We start from the raw sequence: 23,292 nt of genomic DNA on the forward strand, positions 1-23,292 counted from the left end.
TGGCTCGGTTTTAAGTGGTTTGCGGCCTGATTTATGCTGCCGCTGACACTTTTGTCGCAAAGTCGGCGTTTCCGTGTCGGACGTCACCCCGAGATCCAGTGTTTCACGCTCACCTTGTTTCGTTGATATGAAACAAGGCGCATATGCGCATAAGAAACAGTCATGCAGGATTTGTTAGAAACGAGATCCGAACCGACACGCCGCGCCGGCCGTCGCCTCATCGCGGTGCTCAGACAGCATAAAATCAAGGGTTTTTCCGAATTTGTCGACAGCGCGGTAGAAATAAGTCCACTTGCCTTTGACCTGTATATAGGTCTCGTCCATTTGCCAGGAACGGCTGGTCACGGATTTGCGGCGCTGGGCCTGGCTAGCAATCAGCGGCGAATATTTCACCACCCATCTGGCAAGCGTGGCGTGATCAACGTTGCCCCCTCGCTCCGGCGTAATCTCTTCTGGATTACGATAGGAGACAGCATACCGGACGTAGAAAAATACCGCATATAAAATCACACCTTTCGGGTAGTGACTGCCTTTGAAATCGATCATGTTTTCTAAACTCAACATGCCTGCTCATCTGCAAACCAGATTTATGGCATGATCAAACCGGTGGCAAATCTGTTGAAAAGTTTGCGACAAAACAAGACGCTTGGGGGGTGTTTGTCGACACTTAACCTTGACCAACCCATTTGCGACCATCCAAACTGGTTAAGCCGGTTGCTTCCCTTAGGGTCAAAGGGTGACCGCTGTACGAAACTGGAGGAATGATTTTGAAAGCAAACAGATCGCTTTGGCGCAGCCTTACCCTAGCAGCTGCGCTTTCAGTCGCCGCGGCGCCAATCGCCGATGCCTGCACGCGTGTTGTCTATCACGGTCCGGAAGACCGCGTACTGACGGCGCGTTCCATGGACTGGAGCCTGCCAATGCTCTCCAACCTGTGGGTGTTCCCCCGCGGCATGGAGCGAAATGGCGAGGCTGGCGAGAATTCACTGACCTGGACGTCAAAATACGGAAGCATGATTGTCTCCGGATATGATTTCTCCACGGTGGATGGCATGAACGAAGCCGGCCTAGTGGCCAATATGCTTTGGCTGGTGGCGTCCGAATACCCCAAGAATGACGGGTCTACGCCAGAAATGTCGCTGTCGATCTGGGCGCAGTATTTCATGGATAATTATGGCAGCGTTGCTGAAGCCGTCGCCGATATGGAAGCCAATCCTTTCGATGTCGTGACTTCCGACGTTCCCGATCAGCCCGGACGCCTGGCGAAGGTGCATCTTTCGCTCTCGGACGCCAGCGGCGACAGCGCCATTCTGGAATGGCTGGACGGTGAACTGGTCATCCATCACGGCCCGGAATACCGCACCATGACGAACGATCCGCCTTACGATCAGCAACTGGCGGTGAAAAGGTACTGGCAGGACGTCAACCCGCGCGAGGTGCTGCCTGGCACAACCCGTTCTCCCGATCGCTTTGCCCGTGCTGACACCTATATCGACATGGTGGTCCAGTCGGATGAACCGCGCATCGCGGCGGCGGCTGCCATGAGCGTGATCCGCAATGCTTCCGTTCCTTATGGCATCAACACGCCGGACGCGCCGAACCTGTCCACCACGCGCTGGAGGGTCGTCGCGGATCACAAGGACAAGCTGTTTTATGTTGAATCAGCGATCTCTCCGAACCTGTTCTGGGTCGATCTGAACAATCTGGATTTCTCGGCTGAAGCCGGGGTGCGGATGCTGGATCTGGGCGTCGACATGATCGAACTCAAGTCAGGCGAAGTTTCGGCAGAATTCAAGCCCGCCGAACCTTTCCAGTTCGAACCGGTCAACTGAGACATGCCGGCCACCGCATTCCCGTGTGGTGGCCGGATCATCCTTTTCTGTTCAGCAAGGATTGCCCGCCCGCGAATCATCGCCAGCATCAACGGGCCTCATCGTTCAAAGCGCGGATGTTCGCGACCAAGCCAATCTCGGCTAGAACCGGTAGGTAATCCCCACAACCGGCCCGCTCAGCCTGGTGTCATAGACATGACCGTCTTTTTCGTAATCGGTGTCGACGATCTTATAGCCTGCTGAAAATGACAGGTGCTCGCTCAAGGTATAGTTCGCTGTCGAGAGGAAAGACCACGTCAAATCGGAGTTGACGTCAAAGCCGCCGATATCGGCCTGAGCCTGAACCGATAATCTCTCCGTCAGATTGAAAAACACACGGGCACCGACAACGGGATCAATCCAGCCGAAGCTTTCGTCATAACGGACTGATCTGCCAAGTCCACTGGCCGTGATTTCGTTGGAGATCTGCCAAAGACGTATGCCGGCCAAAGCGTCGAACGTAAAATCGGGCGTATCGAGAACGCGGTATCCGCCCTGCACGGTGGCCATGAACTGCCTGGTGTTGAGTTTGCCGGTCGCTTCAAACGGTGGCAGCTGCGGCGTACCCGGAAACGAGTATGTGTTCTCGTCACTTGTATCCGTATACATCATGTCTGCAGAGAGAACGAAACGCTCGTAGCGCCCCCATACATTTACAAAACCGGCAATATTCAGCCCGTCCCGCCCCTCGGAAAAAGAGCGATCGATGTTCACGGTCGGTCCTAAGCCAAAGGGAGAAACCTTCCCCTTGACACCGGTTGCCCACAGATAGGGAGTAATCTGAAGTGCCCAGTCGGCGGCGCTTGCTGAGGAGACTTCCGGGGTCGGGGTGGCACTGTCAGCCGCATGGAGTACTTGCGGAACACACAGAGATACAGCGCATGCAAAGATATATTCTTTCAACGTGTTCCCCCCGTCCGGCAAACGTAAACCTGAAAACCGATTTCAATTGCGTCATCGCCTTTTGTAAGCAGTTTTCATCATAGAAACTAGGTGGCTGTTTGCGGTTCCACAGAAACCGCAAATAAGAAAGAAGGCTCAGCAATGGTTGATCTGGCGCGTTCGATGCCCTGTCCGCCCGTGTCGGCCTTGATGCCCTTTGTGCTGAATAACCCAAACAAAAGCGCGTCGGATATTGAGCCGTCCCCGCAGTTGGACCGGCTTTTGCAATTGAGATACGCGATTGGCGTGCAGTTCGTTTCCGATACGCGAGCGTTTCAGTTACCAGATTTTTAACCGAACAATTCTATTTTCAGGAAAGCCTAATCCGTGTTTTCCCTGAAGTGGATTTCAATGTCGTATTTCCTGAACATGGCACTGGTTCCCTCAATCCTGCTGTTTCTGGTCTTCGGTCTTGCCTTGTTCGCCATGACCTATTGGGTGCTGTGTCTGTTTGCCCGATTTGCGCGCACTGATGCTCTCGTCATTCCGCTGGGCGCCTTCATTGGAACGATCGCGACATCGTGGGCTCTGTCTCTCGGCTTTGTTGCAGCCGACATCTGGGCGCTGCATGCAAAGGCTGACCAGGAACTCACCTCGGAACGATCCGCGATCAATCGACTGATCGGAAACGCAGACGCCGAGGTCCTGAACAGGCCTGACCTTGAAGTGGCGATGGAGTTCTATCGCGAAAAGGTGATCTCGGACGAATGGGGCGCCAACGGAAACCTTCATCCGGCGGCTTCGGTCGAGCAGGCTCTTCAGAGGATACGTATCATCATCATGGATATCGCCGAGGGCGATGCGCCTGCTCCGATCATCAATCAGACCGTTGCCATTTTCAATGATTTGCAGGAAACACGCGATGTGCGCCTCGCCATCGCCAGCACCACCGTCAATCAGTATAAATGGTATATGCTGCTGACACTGACGATCTTAACATCGATCACGATCGCAGTGACCCATGCAGACAGAACACGCGCGGGAAGTATCGCAATTTTCCTTTACGTGCTTGCCGCCACAACAAGCCTCTGGCTGCTGACGGTTCATGCAAGCCCCTATGCCGGTATCGAGACGATAGAGCCAAGCGGGCTGTATCTGAATTTAACCTGACGGTGCAACGTATTTGGGCTCGCGTTCGGCTAAAAGCAGTTTACGCGGATGAATATCATTTCGACGGGGTCGAAGGTTCGTCTCCCATCAAGACCTAATGCGGTCCACCAACTTGGACCACGTCATCTGGGATATTGCCCGCAGGGTCCCGATCCCGGCGTAAACGCAAAACACTCCCTCAAGCCTGTGTGTCATTTTAGAGATGTTGGCCAAGAATCAGAGCGATCCTCGGCCGGTGCTGGTACAAATATGGGTTCTTGGAGAAAGGTAAGCCCGACATGGAAAACTGAATTTCCTCGATGATCGGCCGCAAAAGAAGTTGGGGCGGCCAAATTGGACCGAGCGCGACCCATTCCAGCGCCGTCAGGAAGTGTTCGTGCCGCTTTCTCATCCGCCCGGACATGCGCAGGCCGATTTCGGTGAGGCGATGGTGGTGATCGGCGGCGTGGAACAGAAAGCCCGGTTTTTCGTGCTCGACCTTCCGCATAGCGACAGCTGCTACGTGCGTGCTTATCCGGCGGCGGTAGCCGAGGCCTGGGTCGATGGCCCCGTCCGTGCGTTTGCGTTTTTCGGGGCCGTGCCGCAATCGATCGTCTATGACAATGACCGCTGTCTTGTGGCCAGGGTCCTGCCCGACGGCACGCGTAAGCGGGCGACGCTGTTCAGCGGGTTCCTGTCCCACGACCTGATCCGGGATCGCTATGGCCGCCCCGGAAAGGGCAATGACAAGGGGAATGTCGAGGGCCTTGTGGGCTATGCCCGGCGTAACTTCATGGTCCCCATCCCGCAGTTTCCGACCTGGGATGCGTTCAACGCCTTTCTGGAAGAACAGTGCCGCAAGCGCCAGGGCGACAGGCTGCGCGGTGAGCGCGAGACGATCGGTGAACGGCTGCAGCGCGATCTGGCGGCTATGCGCGCCTTGCCGGCGTCGCCCTTCGATGCCTGCGATCAGGCCAGTGCCAGGGTCACGGCACAGTCTCTCGTTCGCTACAAAACCCGCGCATCGGCCAGGAAGTCGGGAACGATTTCCGTTCGGAACGATGCGCATATTCAAAGTGCCGGATCGTCGCGTGCGCACGGCGATCCGGTGATTATTCCGTGCCCGTCGCCTACGGTCATCAGGACGTTTGGATCCGAGGCTATGTCGATGAGGTGGTGATTGGTTGCCGCGGCGAGATCATCGCCCGCCATCCCCGAAGCTTTGATCGGGACGATGTCATCTTCGACCCTGTGCATTACCTGCCGCTGATCGAGCGGAAGATCAATGCGCTGGAACAGGCAGCCCCTTTGCAGGGCTGGGATCTGCCGGAGGAATTCGCGACACTGTGCCGTCTGATGGAGGGCCGCATGGCAAAACATGGCCGGCGCGAATACGTGCAGGTTCTTCGACTGCTGGAAAGCTTCGATATGGACGACCTACATGCGGCGGTAAAGCAGGCACTGCAACTCGGCGCGATTGGCTTCGGCGCCGTCAAGCAACTGATTCTGTGCCGGGTGGAGCAGCCAATATCCGGGCGAAGATTCCAAATGCAGCTTTGCGCCCCCATGCACGAACATGATGTAATCGCGGGAGCGATGGCCGCCTTTTGACGTGGCGCGATGTTCGTACATCTGGCCGGCTGGCTGTCCCCTGCTAGAATGAAGAACGGGCTCACGATCGCAACCGGGCCCAAACACCGAGCGGAGGACAGCCATGGGCGCATGGGTGGGCCTAACGCCGAGGCGTTACCAGTCCGGCGAGGTCGATAATGACGGCCATATCTCGCGCCGTGGCGACAGTCAGTCGCGTGGTCTGCTTTACGAAGCGGCCGCGGTTATCCTGAACCGGTCGACGGATAACAGCACCCTGCGAACCTGGGCATTGGAGCTTAAAGAGCGCCTCGGGTTCAAGTGAGCGGCCGTGGCTCTGGCACGCAAACTGGCAGTGATCATGCACATCATGCTCCGGACGGGTGAGCTGTTCAAACCACAAGAAACAACGACCTCCACCGCTTGACGTTACAGGCGCTCGCGGGCGGCGATTTGTTCAAACCGTCTTTTGCCGAAAACGTTCTTACAGGACGCACCGAGCCGTCCCTTTCGGGACGTGGCTGAGATTATTCCGCGAAGCGGGAAGCAACCGTCTCGTTAGCAGATTGCGGAACGAACATAGAAAGATCTCACCTGCGGCGATCAGCTTGGCATCGACCGCGTAGACGACCATGACCTGCTATGCCATCGGCCATCTGCGAAACATCGAAATGGGGCCTGAAATCATCGCATATCTGCAAGCAATAGATACCACGCTGGCGCCTTTTGAAGGCCGTTTCATCATTCACGGCGGCCGGAAACATCCTCTGGAAGGCTCTTTCGCCGGCGACCTGATCGCTATCGGCTTTCCCGATCTTGCCCGGACCGAAGCTTGGTATGCTTCGCCGGCCTATCAAGAGATCCTGCCGTTTCGCTCGGACAACGCCGAGGGAGAGGTGTTCATGGTTGAAGGTGTGGGTGCCGATCACCGGACATGTATTCATTGCGACGAGCCTGGACGGGTTCATCGCGCGCGATGACGGCGATATCGCGTGGCTTGTCGAACGCGACGGCCCTGCCGAAGGCCATGGCTACGACGCCTTTATCGAGAAGATCGATGTCATTGTGATGGGCCGGGGGAGCTTCGAGAAAATGCAGGCGATGCGGCCGTGGCCCTACACCCGTCCTGTCGTCGTCCTGTCGTCCTCCTTGGCGCAGGACGACCTCCCGGAGGACTTGGCCGGGAAGGTCCGGGTGTGTGATGCCGCACCGGAGGAGGCAATGCGGATGCTTCATGCCGACGGAAAGCAGAGGGCGTATGTCGACGGTGGTCTTGTCATCCAGTCGTTCCTGCGGGCGGGACTGATCGCCGACATGGTGATCACGCGCGTCCTGGTCCTTCTTGGCGGAGGTCGCAGCTTGTTCGGCAGCATTGCGGCGGACATTCCTGTGTTTCACGAGGAAACCAGGTCCTTTCCCTCCGGGCTGGTCCAGTCGCGCTACCGGGTAGTGGCATGAACCGGACCAGGGGGCGGCCGCCCCGAACGGAAGCGCCGGTTTCCCGCGAGGAGATGGTGACGGCTGCCCTGGATCTCCTGGACCAAAAAGGCGTCGAAGCTTTCACCATGAGAGCCCTTGCCGAACGCCTGAAGGTCAACCCCATGACGATCCACCACCACTTTGGAGGCCGTGACGGCCTGATCGACGCGATGTCGGAATGGAGCTACGCCGGTGTCTCGGCGTCGGACGGCGGGACACCGACGGAGCGGATCAGGGGGCTCTTGAGATCGTATCACGCGCAGGTGCAGCGACATCCGGGGCTGGCCATGCTCATCTTCAGCCGTGCCGCAGTCTTTCCCGAACAGGCCAGGCGGATAACTGAGGAAACCCTGGCGCTTCTGGCAGAGGCTGGCTTGACTTGCTCACAAGACGCGGCTGTGGATCGACATCCTTGTGGACTTCACCCACGGCGCCGCACTGGCCACCGCCATGGGTCAGGCAACGGCCGCCGACCAGTCGGCGGAGGTTTCCCGGTATGACGCGGCACTGGAAGAGCTGTTGAAGGCTTTCAATGAATGAGAGGGGAGCGGGAAAAGTTTGGGGTCAAGCCGCAAGGGCCAGCTTAGCTCGTTTGAGCCGCCCGTCAGCAACCGCTGCTCGCACCTGCAACACCCGGTGAGCGCCGATCGGCGACCAACGCATCTGACGCTTTTTGTTCATAGGTGTATTTGCAAGGCTGTTGGCAGCGCTTTCGGCAGGAGAACTCGAAATCGGCTGACCTGACCAATATCGTTGGCAGTAATTGACAATCGAAGCCTTGCTCTGGACCAGATAGGTGCCAAGATTTCTGATAAGTTCGTACAGGCGCTTGAGCTTGTTATTGGCGTCCTGTCGTCCAGTGCAACTGATAGAGCATTTGCTTCACGGCTCCGGTCGCCTCCCTGAGATATCCGCTCCAAAGGAGATGCGGAAGCCTTGGCACATGAACCCTGACGTCTCGAAGGTAGATATTCAGATCGTCGATATGTCTTATTCCTTCCCAGGTCTGTTCGATATGCCGGCTCTGATATCCGGGAACCGCGCGAATGTAGGCGCCATCAATAAAACGGAAACGGCAGATTCGCTGGCGCGGCTTATACGATACGGGCTAGCAACGTGCCATTATTCAATCTGATCGGCGACTCTGGCGAGCCTGTCGCTGACAGTCCGATGATTATGTGGTCTCGCCGCAGCAATCAGGACCCCATTGGGAACGTAGTGTGGGCCATGACACTGCCTTTGCGAGTTGCAATGAAATGATTTTCGTCCCCATGGCAATGACGCGGTGGACACCTGCTTCTGCCAGTGCAAAATTTCAACGCGCTTCGGAAAGAAGTGCTGCCGCTTGCCTGTCGAGGTAGATCGGCACGGCTTCTCCGGCCAGAATCTCGAACATTTCCTCGGCCACATAATCGTGGATCTCGATGGTTTGGCGGTCATATTTTGTCGTCGTGTAACCGGCTCGAAGCATGATGCGATGACGAATGGCGGGGCGAGGATTGACCAGTCAAGGTCCCGAAACAAATCCGTTGACAGCATATAGAGCAATTTATATTCTCTTAAATGGGACTATATTACATAATAATGGAGCAGCAATCATGAGCCGTCTTATCTCTCAATTGTCATGCGCTTCGGTGCTGACGCTCGCGATGGCCGTAGCCGGCCACGCTCAGGCGCAAACCGAAATCGACGTCGCCATGATCGGCGAACCCGATACGTTCGACCCCATGGTTTCCACCAAGGACGTCGTCAGCATTGTGACCCAGCACTTCGTCGAGACCCTTTTCACCTTCGACGATAACTGGGCGACGGTTCCGCTGCTTGCAGCAGCCATGCCCGATGTCAGCGATGACGGGCTGACCTATGTCATTCCGATCCGCGAAGGCGTCACCTTCCACGACGGCTCCACAATGGATTCGGCCGATGTTGTCGGTTCGCTGGAGCGTTGGCTTAAAGTGGCCTCCCGTGGCAAGAGCGTCGCCGCCGATGTCGACAGCGTCGAGGCGACCGGCGACTATGAGGTGACCATCAAACTCAACCAGCCTTACGCGCCGCTTCTTTCCCTGCTCGCATTCTCCAATTCGGCGGCTGTGGTCTACCCCGAGGAAATCCTTGCCGACCACATCGATAACGTCGTCGGAACCGGTCCTTACGAGATTGCCGACTATGTGCCGGACCAGTACATTCAGCTCGTCCGCTTCGATGGCTATGCCCAGCCAACGGGCGCGGCCGAACGCAAGCAGGTTCCCGATGAAATCCGCTTCGTTCCTGTCGCCGATCCGAATACCCGGGTCGAGGGTCTGCTTTCCGGACAGTTCGATTTCGCCGACAGCCTGTCGACGGAATCCTATGACAGGCTGGAGTCGAGTGACGTCGCCGAGCCATTGCTGCTGGAGCCCTTCGGTTGGCCGCTGTTCGCGATGAACCACAAGAAGGGTCTGATGACCGACATCGAGATCCGCAAGGCCGTTCAGGCCGCTCTACCCTTCGACGATATGCTTTATGCCGCCTTTGGCGACGAGAAATTCTATAAGATCGAAGGCGCGATGTACCCGGAAGGCTGGGTCTGGAACAATGACGGCGGCGTCGAACTCTATAACCAGAATGATATCAAAGCCGCCGCCGAGCACCTGGAAAAGGCCGGCTATGACGGTACGCCGCTGCGCATCCTGACCTCGCGCCAATACGAGTTTCACTACCAGATGGCCCTGGTCGCAAAAGCCGCGCTCGAAGCCGCCGGCTTCAAGGTACAGATGGATGTCGTGGACTGGGCCACACTCGCCGAGCGGCGCAACAACCCCGATCTGTGGGACATTTACATTACCCACTCGCCGTTCCTGCCCGAGCCGGCGCTGATCTCCAGCTTCTCGGCCGAAGCGCGTGAAGGCTGGAATGATCCGGTCAAGAACGAGATCTATGCCCGCTTCACCACCGAGACGGATCCGGAAACCCGCAAGGCCGTATTCAAGGAACTCCAGACCGAGCTCTACGAGAATGTCGGCTTCATCAAGCTCGGCAACTTCAATGCGCTTCAGGGCAAATCGAGGACGCTCGAAGGCGTCAGCGCCTCGCCGTGGCCGCAGTTCTGGAATGCCTCGACGTCCGAATAACGAGGCTCGCCGGCGCGGCATCATGATCGCTGCGCCGGCGGCTCCTGAAAAGGCCGGCTGCTGAAAAGTCCTTCATGGCCGCGGGACGTTGAATGCGCTTATCGTCCGGGGCTCGGATATGCTTCGTCGATATGCCAGGGAATCGAACTGAATGACAAATTACCTCATCAGGCGTTTTATGGGCATGGTGGTCGTGACCTTCCTCGTCCTGACGATTGCCTTCGTGCTTGTGCGGCTGGCGCCGGGAGATCCGGCGGCCCTGATGCTGGGGCCGGACGCAACGCCTCAGGACGTCATGGATCTGCGCGCCAGTCTCGGCCTCGATCAGCCCATTTTCGTGCAATATCTCACCTTCGTCGCCAACGCTGCACAGGGCGATCTCGGCCGCTCGCTGTTCTTCGACAATTCGGTGACCTCAGTGCTGGCGGCGCGAGCCGAACCGACCGTGTTCCTGTCGCTGTTCTCGCTGATCTTCGCCCTCGTCATCGCCACGCCGATCGGCATCTACGCGGCCTACCGGCGCGGCTCCGCGCTGGATCAGTCAGCGGTGACGACCGCCATGCTCGCCGCATCGGTTCCGAGCTTTCTGACCGGCCTGATCTTTCAGCGCTATCTCGCCACCGAACTCGGCTGGTTTCCCGCCTCCGGCTATGGCGGACCCGATGCCGGCTTCCTCGATCGGATGTGGCATCTCGTGCTGCCTTCGATCACGCTCGGTATTGTGAACTCCGCGCTGATCCTGCGTTTCACCCGCGCTTCGATGCTGGACATTCTTGGCGAAAACTATGTGCGCACCGCCCGCGCCAAAGGCATGAGCGAGCGCCGTGTGGTGCTGCGTCACGCGCTCAAGAACGCCGGCATTCCGATCATCACTGTCGTCGGGCTGACCTTCGCGCTGCTGGTGGCGGGCGCCGTCGTCACGGAGCGGGTGTTCAATCTGCCGGGGCTTGGCAGCCTGGTGGTCAATGCGGTGCTGCGACGGGATTATCCCGTGATCCAGGGCACCCTCATCGTCGTGGCGATCCTCTACGTCTTCATCAATCTTCTGACCGACCTTCTCTATCTGGTCATCGACAAGCGGGTGCGGTACTGACCATGGCCGATACGACACTTTCCTCCGGCACGCCGGAAACGGCCGAACCGGAAGGCACGGGCGAACCCGGTTTCTTCCGTGTCCTGCTTGCACGGCGCTCCGTTCAGGTCTCGCTGGTCGTCTTCTTGACGATCGCTATTCTCTGTCTGTTCGCGTCGCTGGTGGCGCCCGCCAATCCCGATGCGATGTCCGTGCGCGAGCGCCTGCAGGGGCCGAGTGCTGCCCACTGGTTCGGCACGGATGCGTTCGGACGCGATGTCCTGTCGCGTCTCCTCTATGCCGGGCGCTCCTCGCTCAGCATCGGACTTTCGGTGGCGATCCTGTCCTCGCTGATCGGCGTGGCGATCGGCCTGACGGCAGGCTTCTTCAGTCGGCTCGACTGGCCATTTTCGCGGTTGATCGACGCGATGATGGCGTTTCCGGACATCCTTATGGCGCTGTCGCTGGTGGCGATCTTCGGCGGTACCCTCACCAATGTCGTGATCGCGCTCTCTATCGTTTATGCGCCGCGCGTTGCCCGCATTGTCCGCGCCTCGACGATGGTCATCCGCGAAATGCCTTATGTCGAGGCCGCCCGGGCTCTGGGAACACGGACCTGGCGCATCATGATCACGCATGCGCTGCGCAACATTGTTTCGCCGATCCTGGTGCAGGCCACCTTCATCTTCGCCTATGCGATGCTGGCCGAGGCCGGTCTCTCCTTCCTCGGCATTGGCGTCGACCCAGAGACCCCGACCTGGGGCATCATGGTCAATGAAGGCCGCCAGTACCTCGACTCCGCCATCTATCTCATCCTGTTTCCGGGCGTTGCCATTTCGTTGTCCGTCCTGACGCTCCAGATCGTCGGCGACGCGCTGCGTGACGCTCTAGACCCGCATCTTGCCAAGGAAGCCTGAATGTCTCTCACCCTCGTCAATTTCCGCATTGTCGGGCTCGATGATGCGCCCGATCAAATCCACATCGGCGATGACGGCCTGGTTGCAAAGGACGCCGCACCAGACGCCCGGACCATCGATTGCAACGGCGCCTTTCTGTCGCCGGGCTGGTGCGACCTGCATGTCCATGTCTGGCATGGCGGCACGGATATTTCGGTGCGGGCCTCGCAGGCAGGCCGACCAACCGGCGTCACGGCCATGGCCGATGCCGGCTCGGCCGGCGAGGCAAGCTTTCACGGTCTGCGCGAATACGTGATCGACCGCCAGTCCGAAACCGTCCGGGCGTTTCTCAATATCGGCTCGATCGGCCTCGTCGCCTGCAACCGGGTGCCGGAACTGATCGACTGGCGCTCGATCGACATCGACAAGACGCTGGCCGTGGTCGAGGCCAATCGCGACGTCATCTGCGGTATCAAGGTTCGCGCCTCGGGTGTAATCGTCGGCTCCTGGGGGATCACGCCCGCCAAGATCGCCAAGCGTGTCGCCGAGATCACCAAACTGCCGCTGATGGTGCATGTGGGCGAACCGCCACCGCTGATTGACGAGGTCTTCGAGCTTCTGACGCCGGGCGATATCGTGACCCATTGCTTCAACGGCAAGGCCGCCGGCTCGATCCGCGACACAGAAGCGCTGTTCAAGATGGCCCAGGATATGGCGGCACGGGGCATATTGATGGATATCGGACACGGCGGGGCCTCGTTCAATTTCGAGACCGCACGCGCCTCGATGGCCGACGGACTGAAGCCGTTCTCGATCTCGACGGACCTCCATCTCCACAGCATCGAGGACCCGGTGCGCGACCTCGCGACCACCATGTCCAAGCTCTACGGCGTCGGCCTGCCGTTCGATGACTGTATCGAAGCGGTCTGCGCCGGACCGCGCGGCGTGCTCGGTCTCAGCGGTCGCGACGGTCTTGCCGCCGGCTTGCGTGCCGATTTCACGGTTTTCGATTTCGCCGAGGCATCGCTGCCGGTGCTCGACAGCCAAGGCAACACGATGACGCTGGAACGGCTGTTCGAGCCGCGCATGACGGTGATCGGCAACGACGTTCAGCCAGCGGCGCGGAGGGCCTCATGAACGAGGACACCATTCTGGATGTCCGGGGACTGAACGTGCGGTTTCGCGGAAACGGGCGCGAAACGGCAGCGCTGCGCGACGTCAGCTTCAGCATCGGCCGCGGTCGGACACTTGCGCTGGTGGGCGAGAGCGGCTCCGGCAAATCGGTGACTTCGCTGGCGCTGATGGGCCTGCTGCCACCGAACGGCAGGATCGCAGCGGGCACGCTTGCCTATCGCCATCGCGACGGCCGCGTACTCGAACTGACCGAACTTGGCGAGGCGGAGCGACGCCGGCTCCGCGGCGTACAGATGTCGATGATCTTTCAGGAGCCGATGTCGTCGCTCAACCCGCTTTTCACGATCGGAGACCAGATCGGCGAAATGCTGTTCCTGCACGAGAGCATGGACGCGGCGACGCGACGCAAGCGCACGATCGAAATGCTGGAACTGGTCGAGATCCCGGGTGCCGCAAGACGTATGGACAGCTACCCGCACGAACTGTCGGGCGGCATGCGCCAGCGGGTGATGATCGCCATGGCGATGATCTGCAAGCCTTCGCTTCTGATCGCCGATGAGCCGACGACCGCGCTCGATGTCACCATCCAGGCGCAGATCCTCGACCTGATGCGGCAGTTGCAGAAGGATTTCGGCATGTCGATCCTGTTCATCACCCACGACATGGGCGTGGTGGCCGAGATGGCGGATGATGTCGCGGTGATGTATGCCGGCGGGGTGGTCGAGCAGGCCAGTGTGGACGCGCTCTTCAACGATACCCGGCATCCTTACACGAAAGGGCTTCTCGCCTCGATACCGGGGCCATGGCGCCGGCGTGGCGACCGGCTGGTGCCGATTCCGGGTTCCGTACCGCCGCTTGCCAGCCTGCCGCCGGGATGCGCTTTCGCGCCCCGCTGTGGCTATGCCGAGCCGCGCTGTCGCGAGCCGGTGGCGCTGACGCGCAAGGCGCCCGAACATCTCGCCGCCTGCATCCTCGAAGGTGTTGAGGCGCCATGACAGAGCCGTTTATCCGCATTCGCAACATGACCAAGACGTTCGGCCCTTCGAGCGACCCGGTCTATGCCGTCAACGACGTCAGCTTCGATATCCCGAAAGGATCGATAACGGGGCTGGTCGGAGAGAGCGGTTCGGGAAAGTCCACGCTCGGCCGCAGCCTGCTCAGGCTGATCGAGCCGACATCGGGCAGCACGGTTTTCGACGGCTGTGACCTCAACAGCCTGAAGGCCGGTGACCTGAGGGCCATGCGGCAGCGCATGCAGATGGTGTTTCAGGACCCGGTCTCCTCCCTCAACCCGCGGCTTTCGGTCGAGGCGATCATTGCTGAAGGTCTTGTCGCTCATGGCATCGGCTCGCGGCGCACCCGCCGTGACACAGTGGCCTCGCTTCTGGAAGAAGTCGGGCTCACCGCCGACCATATGCGGCGCTATCCGCACGAGTTCTCGGGCGGCCAGCGTCAGCGCATCGGCATTGCCCGCGCGCTGGCGCTGGAGCCGGAATTCATCGTCGCCGACGAGAGCGTTTCCGCTCTCGATGTGTCGATCCAGGCGCAGGTGCTCAATCTGCTGCTCGATCTGCGCGAACGGCGTAACCTGACCATGCTTTTCATCGCCCACGATTTGTCGGTGGTCGACTATCTCTGCGATCAGGTCGCAGTCATGTATCTGGGCCGGCTGATGGAAATCGGTCCCGCCGCCGATATCCACGAGCGTCCGCGCCACCCCTACACGCTGGCGCTGAACTCGGCAATTCCGATGCCGCGTCCTGGCGCGGCACGCAACCGGGAGGTTCTCAAGGGCGATATCCCCAGCCCGATGTCGCCGCCGTCCGGATGCGTCTTTCGTACCCGCTGCGCGCATGCGCGCGAGATCTGCGCCTCCGGCATTCCTTCGCCTGTGGAGGTTTCTCCGGGTCATTACAGTCACTGCAAGAGAATAGAGGCAATTGGTGAAAATTGATAATTTGCAGGAGTCGCCCGAGGCGAGACTCGTCCGGTCCGGCCTCGCGCTCCCGGCGGATCCGCCCCGGCCGGTCGGTTCGTTCTGCAACGTACGCCGGTCCGGAAACCTACTGTTCGTATCCGGTCAGGGGCCCGTTCTCGCCGATGGCACGCTCATGACCGGGAAGGTCGGCGACACCGTTTCGGCGGAAGAGGCGCGCGAACATGCCGAACTTGTCGCGATCAACATTCTGACCGCCCTGCGCGCATTTTGCGACGGTTCGCTCGACAGGGTGCGAGGCGTTGTGAAGCTGCTTGGCCTCGTCAACGCGACGCCGGAGTTTTCGCGCCACCCCTATGTCATCGACGGCGCGTCTGATCTGCTCGCGCCCATCTTCGGACAGGCCGGCATTCACTCGCGCTCCGCGTTTGGCGTGGGCTCGCTGCCCAACCAGATCACGGTCGAGATCGAGGCGATCTTCGAAATCGATGCGGACGGCATTCAAGCCGGGACGACGGCGGACGTTCTATGACCCACGGCTCGTTCGACAAGTTTTGCGGCCTCGCGCACCTGCACGGAAATGCTGTCGAACTTCTCCTCAAGCCGGTGACGCGGCATGACCACGGACATGGTGAGCTGGCAGGCGCCGTCAGCGTCGCGGACGGGAGCGGCGATACAGACAACGCCCTCCTCGGAACTGCCCGACTGCACCGAAAGCCCTTCGAGAAAATCCTTGCGACTGCGCTCGGAAAGCGCTTCCGGATCGGTGTCGGCGAGCCCGGTGTTGGAAGGGCGGGCGCTTTCGGCGAAGGCGGCGGTGCGTTCGGCCGGATCGAGGTGGCCGAGCAGAAGCAGGCCCGAAGCGGTCCAGTTGAGCGGAACGCGGGTTCCGACGTCGGAGGTCACGCGGAATTGGCCCTCGCCCTCGGCCATGCCGATGACGACCATCATGCCGCCGTCGCGGGCGCACACCTGAACCATCTCGCCGGTTCGTCGGCTGAGCGCGAGCATTGCCTTCTCGGCCTCGACATACATGTTCATGCGCGAGCGGTAGGCAAGGCCGTAGTGCATAAGCCGCGGCCCGAACCAGACAAGGTTCTCGGACGTCCGGCTCAGCATGCCACGTTCGACCAATTCATCGATCAGTCGGTAGATCGTGGAAACCGGCGCGGCGGCGCTCTTGGCGAGTTCGTAGGCAGTCATGGGGCGCCTGTAGTCGAGCAGGATATCCATGATCTGCAGCGTTCTGTCGATGCCGCTGGTGCGCGAGCGCGGCGCTTTGCTGGTGTCTTGCATTCCAGTTCTGACCTTCTTTGATTGCAGTTATCTTATTTCATAATTATGGAGTATTTTTCAATGGGCAAAGACCAACCCTCCACAACGCCCGACTGGCGCTGGCACGACGAAAACGGTTTCCGGCGCGTCGTTAACGTCGCCGGCACGATGACGGGGCTCGGCGCCTCGGTTGCGCCGAGCCCGGAGGTTCCGCGCGAGACAGCGGCCGCCACCGAGCATTTCGTCGATATGCATGAATTGCAGGCGCTCGCCAGCAGGACGATTACGGAACTGACCGGCGCCGAGGCGGGCTGCCTGACAGCTTCGGCGGGGGCCGGCATATCGCTTGCGGTGGCGGCCTGCATCACCGGCCTCGATCCGGCGCGGGTGGAGGCGCTTCCCCTCAACCCCGGCCCGAAGTCTGGGGTCGCAGTACAGATGGGGCATCTATGCGAATACGGGTCGTCGATCACGACCGGCATCGTGCTTGCCGGCGCGAATGTCCGCGTCGCCGGCACGGCAACGCTGTGCAAGGACTTTCAGCTTTCCGCGGTTCTCGATGAAAATACCGCGGCCGCGGTTTACGTGGTGTCGCATCACGTAGTGCATTACGGCCAGATCCCGTTCGAGCGCTTTGCACGGCTTGCCCATGAAAAGGGTGTGCCGGTGATCGTCGATGCAGCCTCGGAATATGATTTGCGCGGCTTTCTCGAGAAGGGCGCGGACCTGGTCATCTATTCCGGTCACAAATTCCTCGGCGGCCCCACCTCGGGCATCATTGCCGGCCGTCGCGATCTTGTGCGGGCCTGCTATCTTCAGAATATCGGCATTGGCCGCGGTATGAAGATTGGCAAGGAAAGCATCATGGGCGCGATCGCCGCCATGCGGGCCTGGATGAAGCGCGACCACGCCGCTATCCGCGCGCGGGAGACGGCGGCGCTTGAGCTCTGGCGCGAGGCGCTCAGCGATCTGCCCGGCATTTCCGCCTATCGCGTTCCCGACCCGACCGGCAATCCGCTGGAACGGCTGCAGATCGACGTCGATCCGGACAAGGCCGGCGCGGGCGCTCCCGTGATCACGGCTGCCCTCGGCAGACGCGATCCGGCCATCATCGTGCGCGGCCATGAGGCCGAGCTCGGATACTTCCAGCTCGATCCTTGCAATCTTCTGCCGGGCCACGCCGAACTCGTCGCCGAAGCGCTCAGGGACGAAATCTTGCGTGGTTCGTGGGAGGGGATCGACCCGGACGAGGCGCTCGCCTCCGGCCGCAACGGCGGCACGGAAGGCTATCTGCGCTGGCTTGGCAACGGCTGAGGCAGCGAGGCTCTATCTGGTACTGGTGCATTTTCGCGAAAGGCAGGTGTTTCTGCCTGAACGCGAAGTGCATGAGGATCCGGACAGGAGAGTCTTACCTAGTACCCACGGTCCCGTGGAGGGCCCTGCGGCTTGCGTAGCACTGGCCATCCTTAACGCTTTGGGGCTGACCACATGGTCGTCAGGCTGCGCGCGACAATTGGATACGTCAACGGCCATCGTCAGTCCAAACGTTGCACCGGTGGCATTTGAAAACACCGAAGATGGCGCCGTCGCTGTCGCGGTGATCCAGCCCGGATTTGATCTCGTTGACCAACCGCTGGAGAGGCAACCTCATGGACTGAAGGACAAAACCGTGACGCACATTTTCCGCATGGAAGGCGAAAGATCGTTCGCTTCGATATCCAGGATGCCCTGTAATCACTGTGCCAAACTATGTCGGGGGCTTTGTCACGTAAACCGGCTTGCAGTTGTCTGCATTTCGGGTTGGGCGTAGATTTCGGCGACGCAAACATCCGATATCTGCTTCAAGGGACACCGTTTTCCGCCGCAGATAGTCGCTCACGCAGTCTGGCTTTACCTGCGGTTCAACGTGAGCCTGCGTGAAGTTGAGGAAATGCGCTGGAGAGAAGTTCCGGCTCTGGCGTGCAGTGGATCGGTATGGCACCGTTCCTGAAGAAATCTTGCAGAAGCGCCGCGACAAAAGGGTGGCCCAGCGCCTGCTGGTGGCGTTGATAAAGCGCTATGGCTTTGTTCCAAAGCGGATCATCACCGACAAGCTCCGTTTCTATGGCGCGGCAAAGGCGGACGTGGCACCCGGCCTCGATCACTGGTCGCACAAGTGTCTCAACAATAGGGCCGAGAACAGCCACCTGCCGTTTCGAAAACGGGAACGAACCATGCAAGGCCACCGGTCACCGGGAGCATTGTATGGTTCGTCGCCATGCACTCCGCTAGCCGCAATTGCCCTTCAGTTCCAGCCCGCCGCGTTTGATCGTGCTGCCGAGCGCCGTTTCCACCACAACGGCAATCCGGCCGAACTCGATATCCCGCTCTTCCGCCTGGAAATGCGCGATCACATCGATTGGCCGCCGCCGATCATAGCCATCCTCGCCATTCAGCCGGGGCAGGGCCGGACCTCAGCGGTTTCCTGATGCTCTGGCCAGGTCACTGTCAGCGCCGGCAGCAGGCTTTCGCGGATCGCGCTGGTGCGCGCCCGCTTGACCTTGCCTTCACCGGCAAATTCAGGAATCGCGGACAACCGTTCATGATCCATCCGACCTTAGCGCACGATTGTGAAATGCTCTTGTTCTGACCCCTATAAAGCGAGAAGTGCGGTTGCAAGTGTCTGATCGACGACGAGATGGGTCACCAGTCCGCCTTTGATCGCCGCATGGGTTGCCTGCAGGCGGTCAGCGCCGCAGACGACGAGGAGGCGTTTGCGCGCCGCTTTCAGGTTTTCGATGCTCGCCGCGATGATCCGGTTCTGGGGTTCGAGCGGCATGTCGTTGCCGTTTTCGTCGATGTAGCGGCAACAATAGATACCGACGCTGCCCGCCTGTCGTGCTGCGCGCAAGGCTTCGGGCGTTGCCATGCCGGCCGTTGCCAGATGGGTATCGTCGGCGACATTGCCAACGGAGGCGATCGTGAGGTCGAGATCGGCCAGGCGGGCAAGTTGGGTCTTGATCGTGGGTTCGCTGCGAAAGGCCTCGGCAAGTTCGACGGACGAGACAATCCCCGGCGCATGCAGCGTGAAGCAGTTTGCGCCGAGCTTGTTCGCAACCTCGATGGCGCAGATTTCGGAGGCCGGAACGCGGTCTGAATCCTTCGACCCGATCAACTGACACACTTCGATGTCGCTCATCGGTGCGCGCGGCATGGCTTTCGCCATGGCTGCAATCGTCTCGCCCCAGGCAACGCCGATCCGGTCACCCGGCTCAACGATATCGAGGGCCGCCATGGCTGCGACCCGGGCCACGAGCGGCAGGTTTTCCTTTCTGCCGTTCTTGGCCGGCGGCGCCTCGATGCTGGCCACATAGACATCCTCCAGGCCGAAGCGGGCGCAGAGGTCGCGGGAAAGCGAAGAGCCCGCAAGCAGCGCGCCATCGACCTGGATTTCGACGATTCCCTTTTCCCGGCATTCGCGCAGCATATTGACGACGGTTGCCCGCGAGATCTTGAACCGCCGGGCAATTTCTCCCTGGGTCAGCCCCTCGCCGTAGTAGAGGAGAGCGACATTGGAAAGAAGCGCATCCTTCTCTCCGCCTGCCGACGTATGGCGCCGCGCATGTTTCATCGTTCAGCTACTGACGTCCTTGTTTCCTGATTGCCCGTAGTTCTTTCGAAACCAGTTATAGCAGCGTGCCTGTTCTTCGGCAGACAATTCTTCGACGCCGCCGCGCAGCATTGCAAAATGCGTCGTTTTTGCCGCTTCTTCCAGATACATGGCGATCGAGGTTGCCTCTTTTGCAGACGTGCCCATGGTGAAAACGCCGTGCGCCTTGACAAGGGCGGCCCAGCCGCCATCCGCCGCCTCGATGACCGCGCGGCCGGTGTCGACCTCGCCAGGCGTCGCATAGCGCGAGCAGGGCACGTCACGGCCGATCATGTGTGTGATCGGCGTCAGCACGGCGGGTATCCGCTCGCCGCGTGCGGCAAAGCTTGTCGCGTAGGGCGAATGCGTGTGCGCGATGCCGAAGACATCGTCACGATGGCGGTAGATATAAAGGTGAACGCCTGTGTCGACCGAGGGCTTCATGTCGCCATCGACAATATTGCCGTCTAGATCGACCACCACCATGGTTTCAGGCGTCAGCTTGGCGAATTTGACACCGGATGGCTTGATGACGACGAGGCCGGTCTCCGGGTCACGCGCCGAAACATTGCCGCCAGAGCCCACCACCAGACCGGCAGCAGGCAGCTCATGGTTCTGTTCGCAGACAAGCGCCTTGAGGTCTTCCAGCATCAGCTTGTCTCCTTGTTGGGGATTCCGTGGGGATAGACGACGATTTTCAGCGACTTTTCCGCCTCGACCAGCATGCGGAAGGCCTCCGCGCTGTCGGCGATGTCGAAGCGGTGCGAGATGGCATCATCCGCCCGGATCCGTCCGGCCTCCAGAAGGCGGATATAGCTGTAGGTGTCGCGATGGTCCGACGAGTAGCGTGAGGTGACGGTAATCTGGTCGAAATAGGCTTTGTGACCGTCCTGCACCCAGTCTGTTTCCGGTGGCAGCGGCGCGCCGAGATGCAGGCAGCCGCCCGGCTCGACCAGCGCCATCGCCTGCTGCCAGGCCGCCGGGAAGGGCGCAATGACGATGACTGTGTCGGCCAGCCTCCCATTGTTGAGGGCCCGCATTTCGGCCACGGCATCGGCGGTCTTCGGATTGATGGTATGCGTCGCGCCGAAAAACCGCGCCTTTTCCAGCCGCCATTCGGAAAAATCGAGCGAAACGACCTTTCCGGCGCCAAAGAGCGGGGCCAGATGCACGAAGCCCTGTCCCATGAAACCGGCGCCGACGACCGCCACGGTGTCACCCGGCTGAATATTGCAGACCTTCAGGCCGGACAGCACGCAGGACCAGGGCTCGATGGTCGTCGCGGCCTCGTTGGAAATGCTGTCGGGCAGCTTGTGGGCGTCCATGGCCAGATGCTGCGCCGTCACGCGGTAATATTCGCAAACGCCGCCCGGATCGAGCTTCATCTTCGAATAGAACGGGTCGCGGGTAAAGTGACCGCGCAGCGACCAGTGCGAATTGACGCGGCCGACATGGTGGTTGACGAACAGCCTGTCACCGGGTTTGTAGTCGGTGACGCCATCGCCCACTTTCACCACTTCGCCGACCGGCTCATGGCCGAGAACCTTCGGCTGGGCCTTTTTGTACCAGGCCATGGTTTCGCCACCGCACAGGCCGCATGCCAGCGTCTTCAGGAGAACTTCGCCGGGGCCGATTTCGGGAACAGGCCTGTCTTCCAGCCGGATATCGTCGAGCGCGTGATAGACGGCCGCTCTCATCATTGCGTTCATTCGTTCTCCTCCTTCAGTGTATTGAGCGCGGTCTGAAGGGTACGCATGGCTGATGAGATCAATGCGTAGCGACGATAGACCGCGGAGTATTTTTCATGGGTTTCAGGGTCGGTGCGATAGATGACGGTGGTTTCTTCGCGCTTCGAAAGGGTAATGGCATCGCCAAGGCCTGCCGCCGCCGCACCGAGGCAGGCTGCGCCCCAAAGGCCCTGATCAGACGCTGCGGAAACCACGATGTCCTGTCCGATCACATCGGCGATGATCTGGCACCAGACCGGGTTTTTCGACCCGCCTCCGGTCAACTGGACCGGGGTTTCGGGAAGACCGTCTTCCGCCGCAAAACAATGGCGCAGGCTCATGGCCGTGCCTTCCATCACCGCACGGCCCATTTCGGCCTTGGTCGTATCGGCCTTCAGGCCATGGAATTGCGCGCGAATGTCGGGTGACACGAAGGGCGCGCGTTCGCCGTTCAGATACGGCAGGAACGTCACGCCATTGGCGCCCGCCGGCACGCTTTCGACCAGTGCATTGAGTTTGCCCGCGATCTCGTCGGTTGATTCGCCGCCAAGACTCTTCGGGTGAAGCGCAGTGAACCAGTCGAATGCGGACGCGCCGGTTGAGGGGGCGAGAATGCGAATGATCGCCTGGCTGGTCGGATGCAAAGCGGATGCCCCGACCGGCGTTTCGGTGGGTGCCACATGATCGGTCAGAATGTTGACCACCGCCGTCGTGCCAAGGATCATCATGGTCTGTCCCGGCTGATCGAGCCCCATGCCGACAATCATGGCGGCGAGGTCGAGAGTGCCCACAGAAACCGGCAATCCTTCGGGAAGGCCGGTCTTGAGCGCGGCTTCCGGCGATACTGTGCCGAGCTTGTCTGCGGCCTGTTTGGGGTGCGCGAGAATGTCGCCGAGATCGCTGCACTCAAGCAGGTCAATCTGGCGCTTGCCATAGCTGCGCTTGTCGAAATCGATAAGGGGGATCGAGGCGTTGGAGAAATCCGTCGCGACTTCGCCTGTGAGCCGGTAGCCGATCCAGTCGGCGCAGGTAAACGCGGCGCTGGCGCGCGCGGTAATGTCCGGCCGGTTCCTGCGCAGCCAGCGCCACAGCATCGCCGAGGTGCCGGGCCACAGATCGGTATGGCAGCCAAGACCGACGGCGCCTGTTGCCCCTTTTTCCATGAGCGTCTCAAGATCGGCGGATGCGCGGGTATCGCTCCACAGCATGGCATTGGCGCACGGCGTGCCGTCTTCATCCATCAGCCACAGACCGTCGCCCTGCGCGCAAACACCCAGCGCGGAAAACGAAGCGCCTTCGCATTTCTCCGACAGTTCGCGAAGGCAATCGGCCGTCAACGTCCAGATCGTTTCCATATCCTGTTCGGCATGGCCCCGCGCTGGGCGCGAGACCTTGTTGACGCGGGCAGACGTGGCGACGCACCGCCCCTGCGGGGTGTAGGCGGCGACCTTGATTGCGGTCGTACCGACATCCAGTCCAATTCTCAGTTCAGTCACGAAAGCTCCTCCATAGATTTCTACAATTGAAATATTTCTTGACTTTT

The 23,292-nt window shown here is 60.2% G+C and carries 23 protein-coding genes and 6 pseudogenes; 18 read left to right on the top strand and 11 right to left on the bottom strand.

What is annotated here, in order from left to right; translation table 11 throughout:
* Window positions 1-207: 207 nt before the first annotated feature.
* Window positions 208-546, bottom strand: a pseudogene (locus tag AC0L7L_RS21315) (IS6 family transposase); the annotation flags it as partial.
* A 215-nt stretch (window positions 547-761) separates the two neighbouring features.
* Between AC0L7L_RS21315 and AC0L7L_RS21320 the strand changes: the two are divergent.
* Window positions 762-1,832, top strand: coding sequence for a linear amide C-N hydrolase (locus tag AC0L7L_RS21320; protein WP_473514194.1), 1,071 nt, complete (start codon window positions 762-764; stop codon window positions 1,830-1,832).
* A 141-nt stretch (window positions 1,833-1,973) separates the two neighbouring features.
* Here the strand turns inward: AC0L7L_RS21320 and AC0L7L_RS21325 are convergent, their stop codons facing one another.
* Window positions 1,974-2,585 carry a hypothetical protein gene (locus tag AC0L7L_RS21325; protein ID WP_473514195.1) on the bottom strand — a complete coding sequence of 204 codons (612 nt, stop codon included), beginning with the start codon at window positions 2,583-2,585 and terminating at the stop codon, window positions 1,974-1,976.
* A 330-nt stretch (window positions 2,586-2,915) separates the two neighbouring features.
* Between AC0L7L_RS21325 and AC0L7L_RS21330 the strand changes: the two genes are divergently transcribed.
* The 7 genes and pseudogenes from AC0L7L_RS21330 to AC0L7L_RS21360 all read left to right on the top strand — a co-directional run bounded on the left by AC0L7L_RS21330 (window position 2,916) and on the right by AC0L7L_RS21360 (window position 7,511).
* Window positions 2,916-3,107 carry a hypothetical protein gene (locus AC0L7L_RS21330; RefSeq protein ID WP_473514196.1) on the top strand — a complete coding sequence of 64 codons (192 nt, stop codon included), beginning with the start codon at window positions 2,916-2,918 and terminating at the stop codon, window positions 3,105-3,107.
* Window positions 3,108-3,140: 33 nt separating this feature from the next.
* Complete coding sequence (locus AC0L7L_RS21335) at window positions 3,141-3,923, top strand: bestrophin-like domain (RefSeq protein ID WP_473514197.1); 783 nt, start codon at window positions 3,141-3,143, stop codon at window positions 3,921-3,923.
* Window positions 3,924-4,278: 355 nt separating this feature from the next.
* Window positions 4,279-5,513: pseudogene (gene istA / locus AC0L7L_RS21340) on the top strand (IS21 family transposase); the annotation flags it as partial.
* A 100-nt stretch (window positions 5,514-5,613) separates the two neighbouring features.
* Window positions 5,614-5,919, top strand: a pseudogene (locus tag AC0L7L_RS21345) (transposase); the annotation flags it as partial.
* 205 nt (window positions 5,920-6,124) lie between these two features.
* A complete protein-coding gene (locus AC0L7L_RS21350) occupies window positions 6,125-6,472 on the top strand; it encodes a DUF1330 domain-containing protein (RefSeq protein WP_272214394.1) in 348 nt (115 codons plus the stop codon).
* A complete protein-coding gene (locus AC0L7L_RS21355) occupies window positions 6,411-6,950 on the top strand; it encodes a dihydrofolate reductase family protein (protein WP_473514198.1) in 540 nt (179 codons plus the stop codon). The genes AC0L7L_RS21350 and AC0L7L_RS21355 overlap by 62 nt, the downstream gene beginning before the upstream one ends.
* A gap of 435 nt (window positions 6,951-7,385) precedes the next feature.
* Complete coding sequence (locus AC0L7L_RS21360; RefSeq protein WP_272214391.1) at window positions 7,386-7,511, top strand: hypothetical protein; 126 nt, start codon at window positions 7,386-7,388, stop codon at window positions 7,509-7,511.
* 24 nt (window positions 7,512-7,535) lie between these two features.
* On the opposite strand, the pseudogene AC0L7L_RS21365 reads toward AC0L7L_RS21360, so the two are convergent.
* Together AC0L7L_RS21365 and AC0L7L_RS21370 are read right to left on the bottom strand one after the other, a co-directional pair.
* Window positions 7,536-8,174 (bottom strand): annotated as a pseudogene (locus AC0L7L_RS21365) (hypothetical protein); the annotation flags it as partial.
* A gap of 112 nt (window positions 8,175-8,286) precedes the next feature.
* Window positions 8,287-8,442 (bottom strand): hypothetical protein, encoded by a 156-nt coding sequence (locus tag AC0L7L_RS21370; protein ID WP_272214390.1) that lies wholly within the window; start codon window positions 8,440-8,442, stop codon window positions 8,287-8,289.
* A gap of 127 nt (window positions 8,443-8,569) precedes the next feature.
* Here AC0L7L_RS21370 and AC0L7L_RS21375 point away from each other — a divergent pair, with 127 nt between their 5' ends.
* From AC0L7L_RS21375 to AC0L7L_RS21405, 7 genes are all read left to right on the top strand, one after another.
* Window positions 8,570-10,081: an ABC transporter substrate-binding protein gene (locus AC0L7L_RS21375; RefSeq protein ID WP_473514199.1), complete on the top strand. Its 1,512-nt coding sequence runs from the start codon at window positions 8,570-8,572 to the stop codon at window positions 10,079-10,081.
* Between the two features lie 151 nt (window positions 10,082-10,232).
* Window positions 10,233-11,174, top strand: a complete 942-nt coding sequence (locus AC0L7L_RS21380; RefSeq protein WP_272214387.1) for an ABC transporter permease — start codon at window positions 10,233-10,235, stop codon at window positions 11,172-11,174.
* 2 nt (window positions 11,175-11,176) lie between these two features.
* Complete coding sequence (locus tag AC0L7L_RS21385; RefSeq protein WP_272214386.1) at window positions 11,177-12,070, top strand: ABC transporter permease; 894 nt, start codon at window positions 11,177-11,179, stop codon at window positions 12,068-12,070.
* On the top strand, window positions 12,071-13,186 hold the full coding sequence (locus AC0L7L_RS21390) for an amidohydrolase/deacetylase family metallohydrolase (RefSeq protein ID WP_272214385.1): 1,116 nt from the start codon (window positions 12,071-12,073) through the stop codon (window positions 13,184-13,186).
* Window positions 13,183-14,178 (top strand): ABC transporter ATP-binding protein, encoded by a 996-nt coding sequence (locus AC0L7L_RS21395; RefSeq protein WP_272214384.1) that lies wholly within the window; start codon window positions 13,183-13,185, stop codon window positions 14,176-14,178. The genes AC0L7L_RS21390 and AC0L7L_RS21395 overlap by 4 nt, the downstream gene beginning before the upstream one ends.
* Window positions 14,175-15,137, top strand: coding sequence for an ABC transporter ATP-binding protein (locus AC0L7L_RS21400; RefSeq protein ID WP_272214383.1), 963 nt, complete (start codon window positions 14,175-14,177; stop codon window positions 15,135-15,137). The genes AC0L7L_RS21395 and AC0L7L_RS21400 overlap by 4 nt, the downstream gene beginning before the upstream one ends.
* Window positions 15,127-15,651, top strand: a complete 525-nt coding sequence (locus tag AC0L7L_RS21405) for a RidA family protein (RefSeq protein WP_272214382.1) — start codon at window positions 15,127-15,129, stop codon at window positions 15,649-15,651. The genes AC0L7L_RS21400 and AC0L7L_RS21405 overlap by 11 nt, the downstream gene beginning before the upstream one ends.
* On the opposite strand, the gene AC0L7L_RS21410 is transcribed toward AC0L7L_RS21405, so the two are convergent.
* Window positions 15,621-16,415 carry an IclR family transcriptional regulator gene (locus AC0L7L_RS21410; RefSeq protein ID WP_272214381.1) on the bottom strand — a complete coding sequence of 265 codons (795 nt, stop codon included), beginning with the start codon at window positions 16,413-16,415 and terminating at the stop codon, window positions 15,621-15,623. The genes AC0L7L_RS21405 and AC0L7L_RS21410 overlap by 31 nt on opposite strands.
* 60 nt (window positions 16,416-16,475) lie before the next feature.
* On the opposite strand from AC0L7L_RS21410, the gene AC0L7L_RS21415 reads away from it, so the two are divergent.
* The 3 genes and pseudogenes from AC0L7L_RS21415 to AC0L7L_RS21425 all read left to right on the top strand — a co-directional run.
* Window positions 16,476-17,708, top strand: a complete 1,233-nt coding sequence (locus AC0L7L_RS21415) for an aminotransferase class V-fold PLP-dependent enzyme (protein ID WP_272214380.1) — start codon at window positions 16,476-16,478, stop codon at window positions 17,706-17,708.
* Between the two features lie 173 nt (window positions 17,709-17,881).
* A pseudogene (locus AC0L7L_RS21420) lies at window positions 17,882-18,128 on the top strand (nuclear transport factor 2 family protein); the annotation flags it as partial.
* Window positions 18,129-18,204: 76 nt separating this feature from the next.
* Window positions 18,205-18,672 (top strand): annotated as a pseudogene (locus AC0L7L_RS21425) (IS6 family transposase); the annotation flags it as partial.
* On the opposite strand, the gene AC0L7L_RS21430 reads toward AC0L7L_RS21425, so the two are convergent.
* Genes AC0L7L_RS21430 through AC0L7L_RS21455 form a run of 6 tightly spaced genes read right to left on the bottom strand, consistent with a single transcriptional unit; the run spans window position 18,662 to window position 23,245 of the window.
* Window positions 18,662-18,787, bottom strand: coding sequence for a hypothetical protein (locus AC0L7L_RS21430; RefSeq protein WP_272214379.1), 126 nt, complete (start codon window positions 18,785-18,787; stop codon window positions 18,662-18,664). The pseudogene AC0L7L_RS21425 and the gene AC0L7L_RS21430 overlap by 11 nt on opposite strands.
* A gap of 38 nt (window positions 18,788-18,825) precedes the next feature.
* Complete coding sequence (locus AC0L7L_RS21435) at window positions 18,826-18,969, bottom strand: hypothetical protein (protein WP_272214378.1); 144 nt, start codon at window positions 18,967-18,969, stop codon at window positions 18,826-18,828.
* A gap of 57 nt (window positions 18,970-19,026) precedes the next feature.
* Window positions 19,027-20,004 (bottom strand): sugar-binding transcriptional regulator, encoded by a 978-nt coding sequence (locus AC0L7L_RS21440; protein ID WP_272214377.1) that lies wholly within the window; start codon window positions 20,002-20,004, stop codon window positions 19,027-19,029.
* Between the two features lie 3 nt (window positions 20,005-20,007).
* Window positions 20,008-20,673 carry a class II aldolase/adducin family protein gene (locus tag AC0L7L_RS21445; protein WP_272214376.1) on the bottom strand — a complete coding sequence of 222 codons (666 nt, stop codon included), beginning with the start codon at window positions 20,671-20,673 and terminating at the stop codon, window positions 20,008-20,010.
* Window positions 20,673-21,731 (bottom strand): zinc-binding dehydrogenase, encoded by a 1,059-nt coding sequence (locus AC0L7L_RS21450; protein ID WP_473514200.1) that lies wholly within the window; start codon window positions 21,729-21,731, stop codon window positions 20,673-20,675. Before AC0L7L_RS21450 ends, AC0L7L_RS21445 begins: the two co-directional genes overlap by 1 nt.
* The gene (locus AC0L7L_RS21455; protein ID WP_473514201.1) at window positions 21,728-23,245 is read right to left on the bottom strand and encodes an FGGY-family carbohydrate kinase; all 1,518 of its coding nucleotides are present in this window, start codon (window positions 23,243-23,245) and stop codon (window positions 21,728-21,730) included. The genes AC0L7L_RS21450 and AC0L7L_RS21455 overlap by 4 nt, the downstream gene beginning before the upstream one ends.
* Window positions 23,246-23,292 lie beyond the last annotated feature (47 nt).

The sequence above is a fragment of the Martelella sp. K41-7 genome, assembly GCF_055808365.1.

Excerpts from the sequence above, each read along its gene's own strand:
- AC0L7L_RS21330 (WP_473514196.1), top strand. The coding sequence starts at position 2,916 with ATGGTTGATCTGGCGCGTTCGATGCCCTGTCCGCCCGTGTCGGCCTTG.
- AC0L7L_RS21350 (WP_272214394.1), top strand. The coding sequence starts at position 6,125 with ATGACCTGCTATGCCATCGGCCATCTGCGAAACATCGAAATGGGGCCT.
- AC0L7L_RS21450 (WP_473514200.1), bottom strand. The coding sequence starts at position 21,731 with ATGAACGCAATGATGAGAGCGGCCGTCTATCACGCGCTCGACGATATC.
- AC0L7L_RS21440 (WP_272214377.1), bottom strand. The coding sequence starts at position 20,004 with ATGAAACATGCGCGGCGCCATACGTCGGCAGGCGGAGAGAAGGATGCG.
- AC0L7L_RS21400 (WP_272214383.1), top strand. The coding sequence starts at position 14,175 with ATGACAGAGCCGTTTATCCGCATTCGCAACATGACCAAGACGTTCGGC.
- AC0L7L_RS21390 (WP_272214385.1), top strand. The coding sequence starts at position 12,071 with ATGTCTCTCACCCTCGTCAATTTCCGCATTGTCGGGCTCGATGATGCG.
- AC0L7L_RS21445 (WP_272214376.1), bottom strand. The coding sequence starts at position 20,673 with ATGCTGGAAGACCTCAAGGCGCTTGTCTGCGAACAGAACCATGAGCTG.
- AC0L7L_RS21320 (WP_473514194.1), top strand. The coding sequence starts at position 762 with ATGATTTTGAAAGCAAACAGATCGCTTTGGCGCAGCCTTACCCTAGCA.
- AC0L7L_RS21380 (WP_272214387.1), top strand. The coding sequence starts at position 10,233 with ATGACAAATTACCTCATCAGGCGTTTTATGGGCATGGTGGTCGTGACC.
- AC0L7L_RS21370 (WP_272214390.1), bottom strand. The coding sequence starts at position 8,442 with ATGCTTCGAGCCGGTTACACGACGACAAAATATGACCGCCAAACCATC.
- AC0L7L_RS21415 (WP_272214380.1), top strand. The coding sequence starts at position 16,476 with ATGGGCAAAGACCAACCCTCCACAACGCCCGACTGGCGCTGGCACGAC.
- AC0L7L_RS21410 (WP_272214381.1), bottom strand. The coding sequence starts at position 16,415 with ATGCAAGACACCAGCAAAGCGCCGCGCTCGCGCACCAGCGGCATCGAC.
- AC0L7L_RS21395 (WP_272214384.1), top strand. The coding sequence starts at position 13,183 with ATGAACGAGGACACCATTCTGGATGTCCGGGGACTGAACGTGCGGTTT.
- AC0L7L_RS21375 (WP_473514199.1), top strand. The coding sequence starts at position 8,570 with ATGAGCCGTCTTATCTCTCAATTGTCATGCGCTTCGGTGCTGACGCTC.
- AC0L7L_RS21385 (WP_272214386.1), top strand. The coding sequence starts at position 11,177 with ATGGCCGATACGACACTTTCCTCCGGCACGCCGGAAACGGCCGAACCG.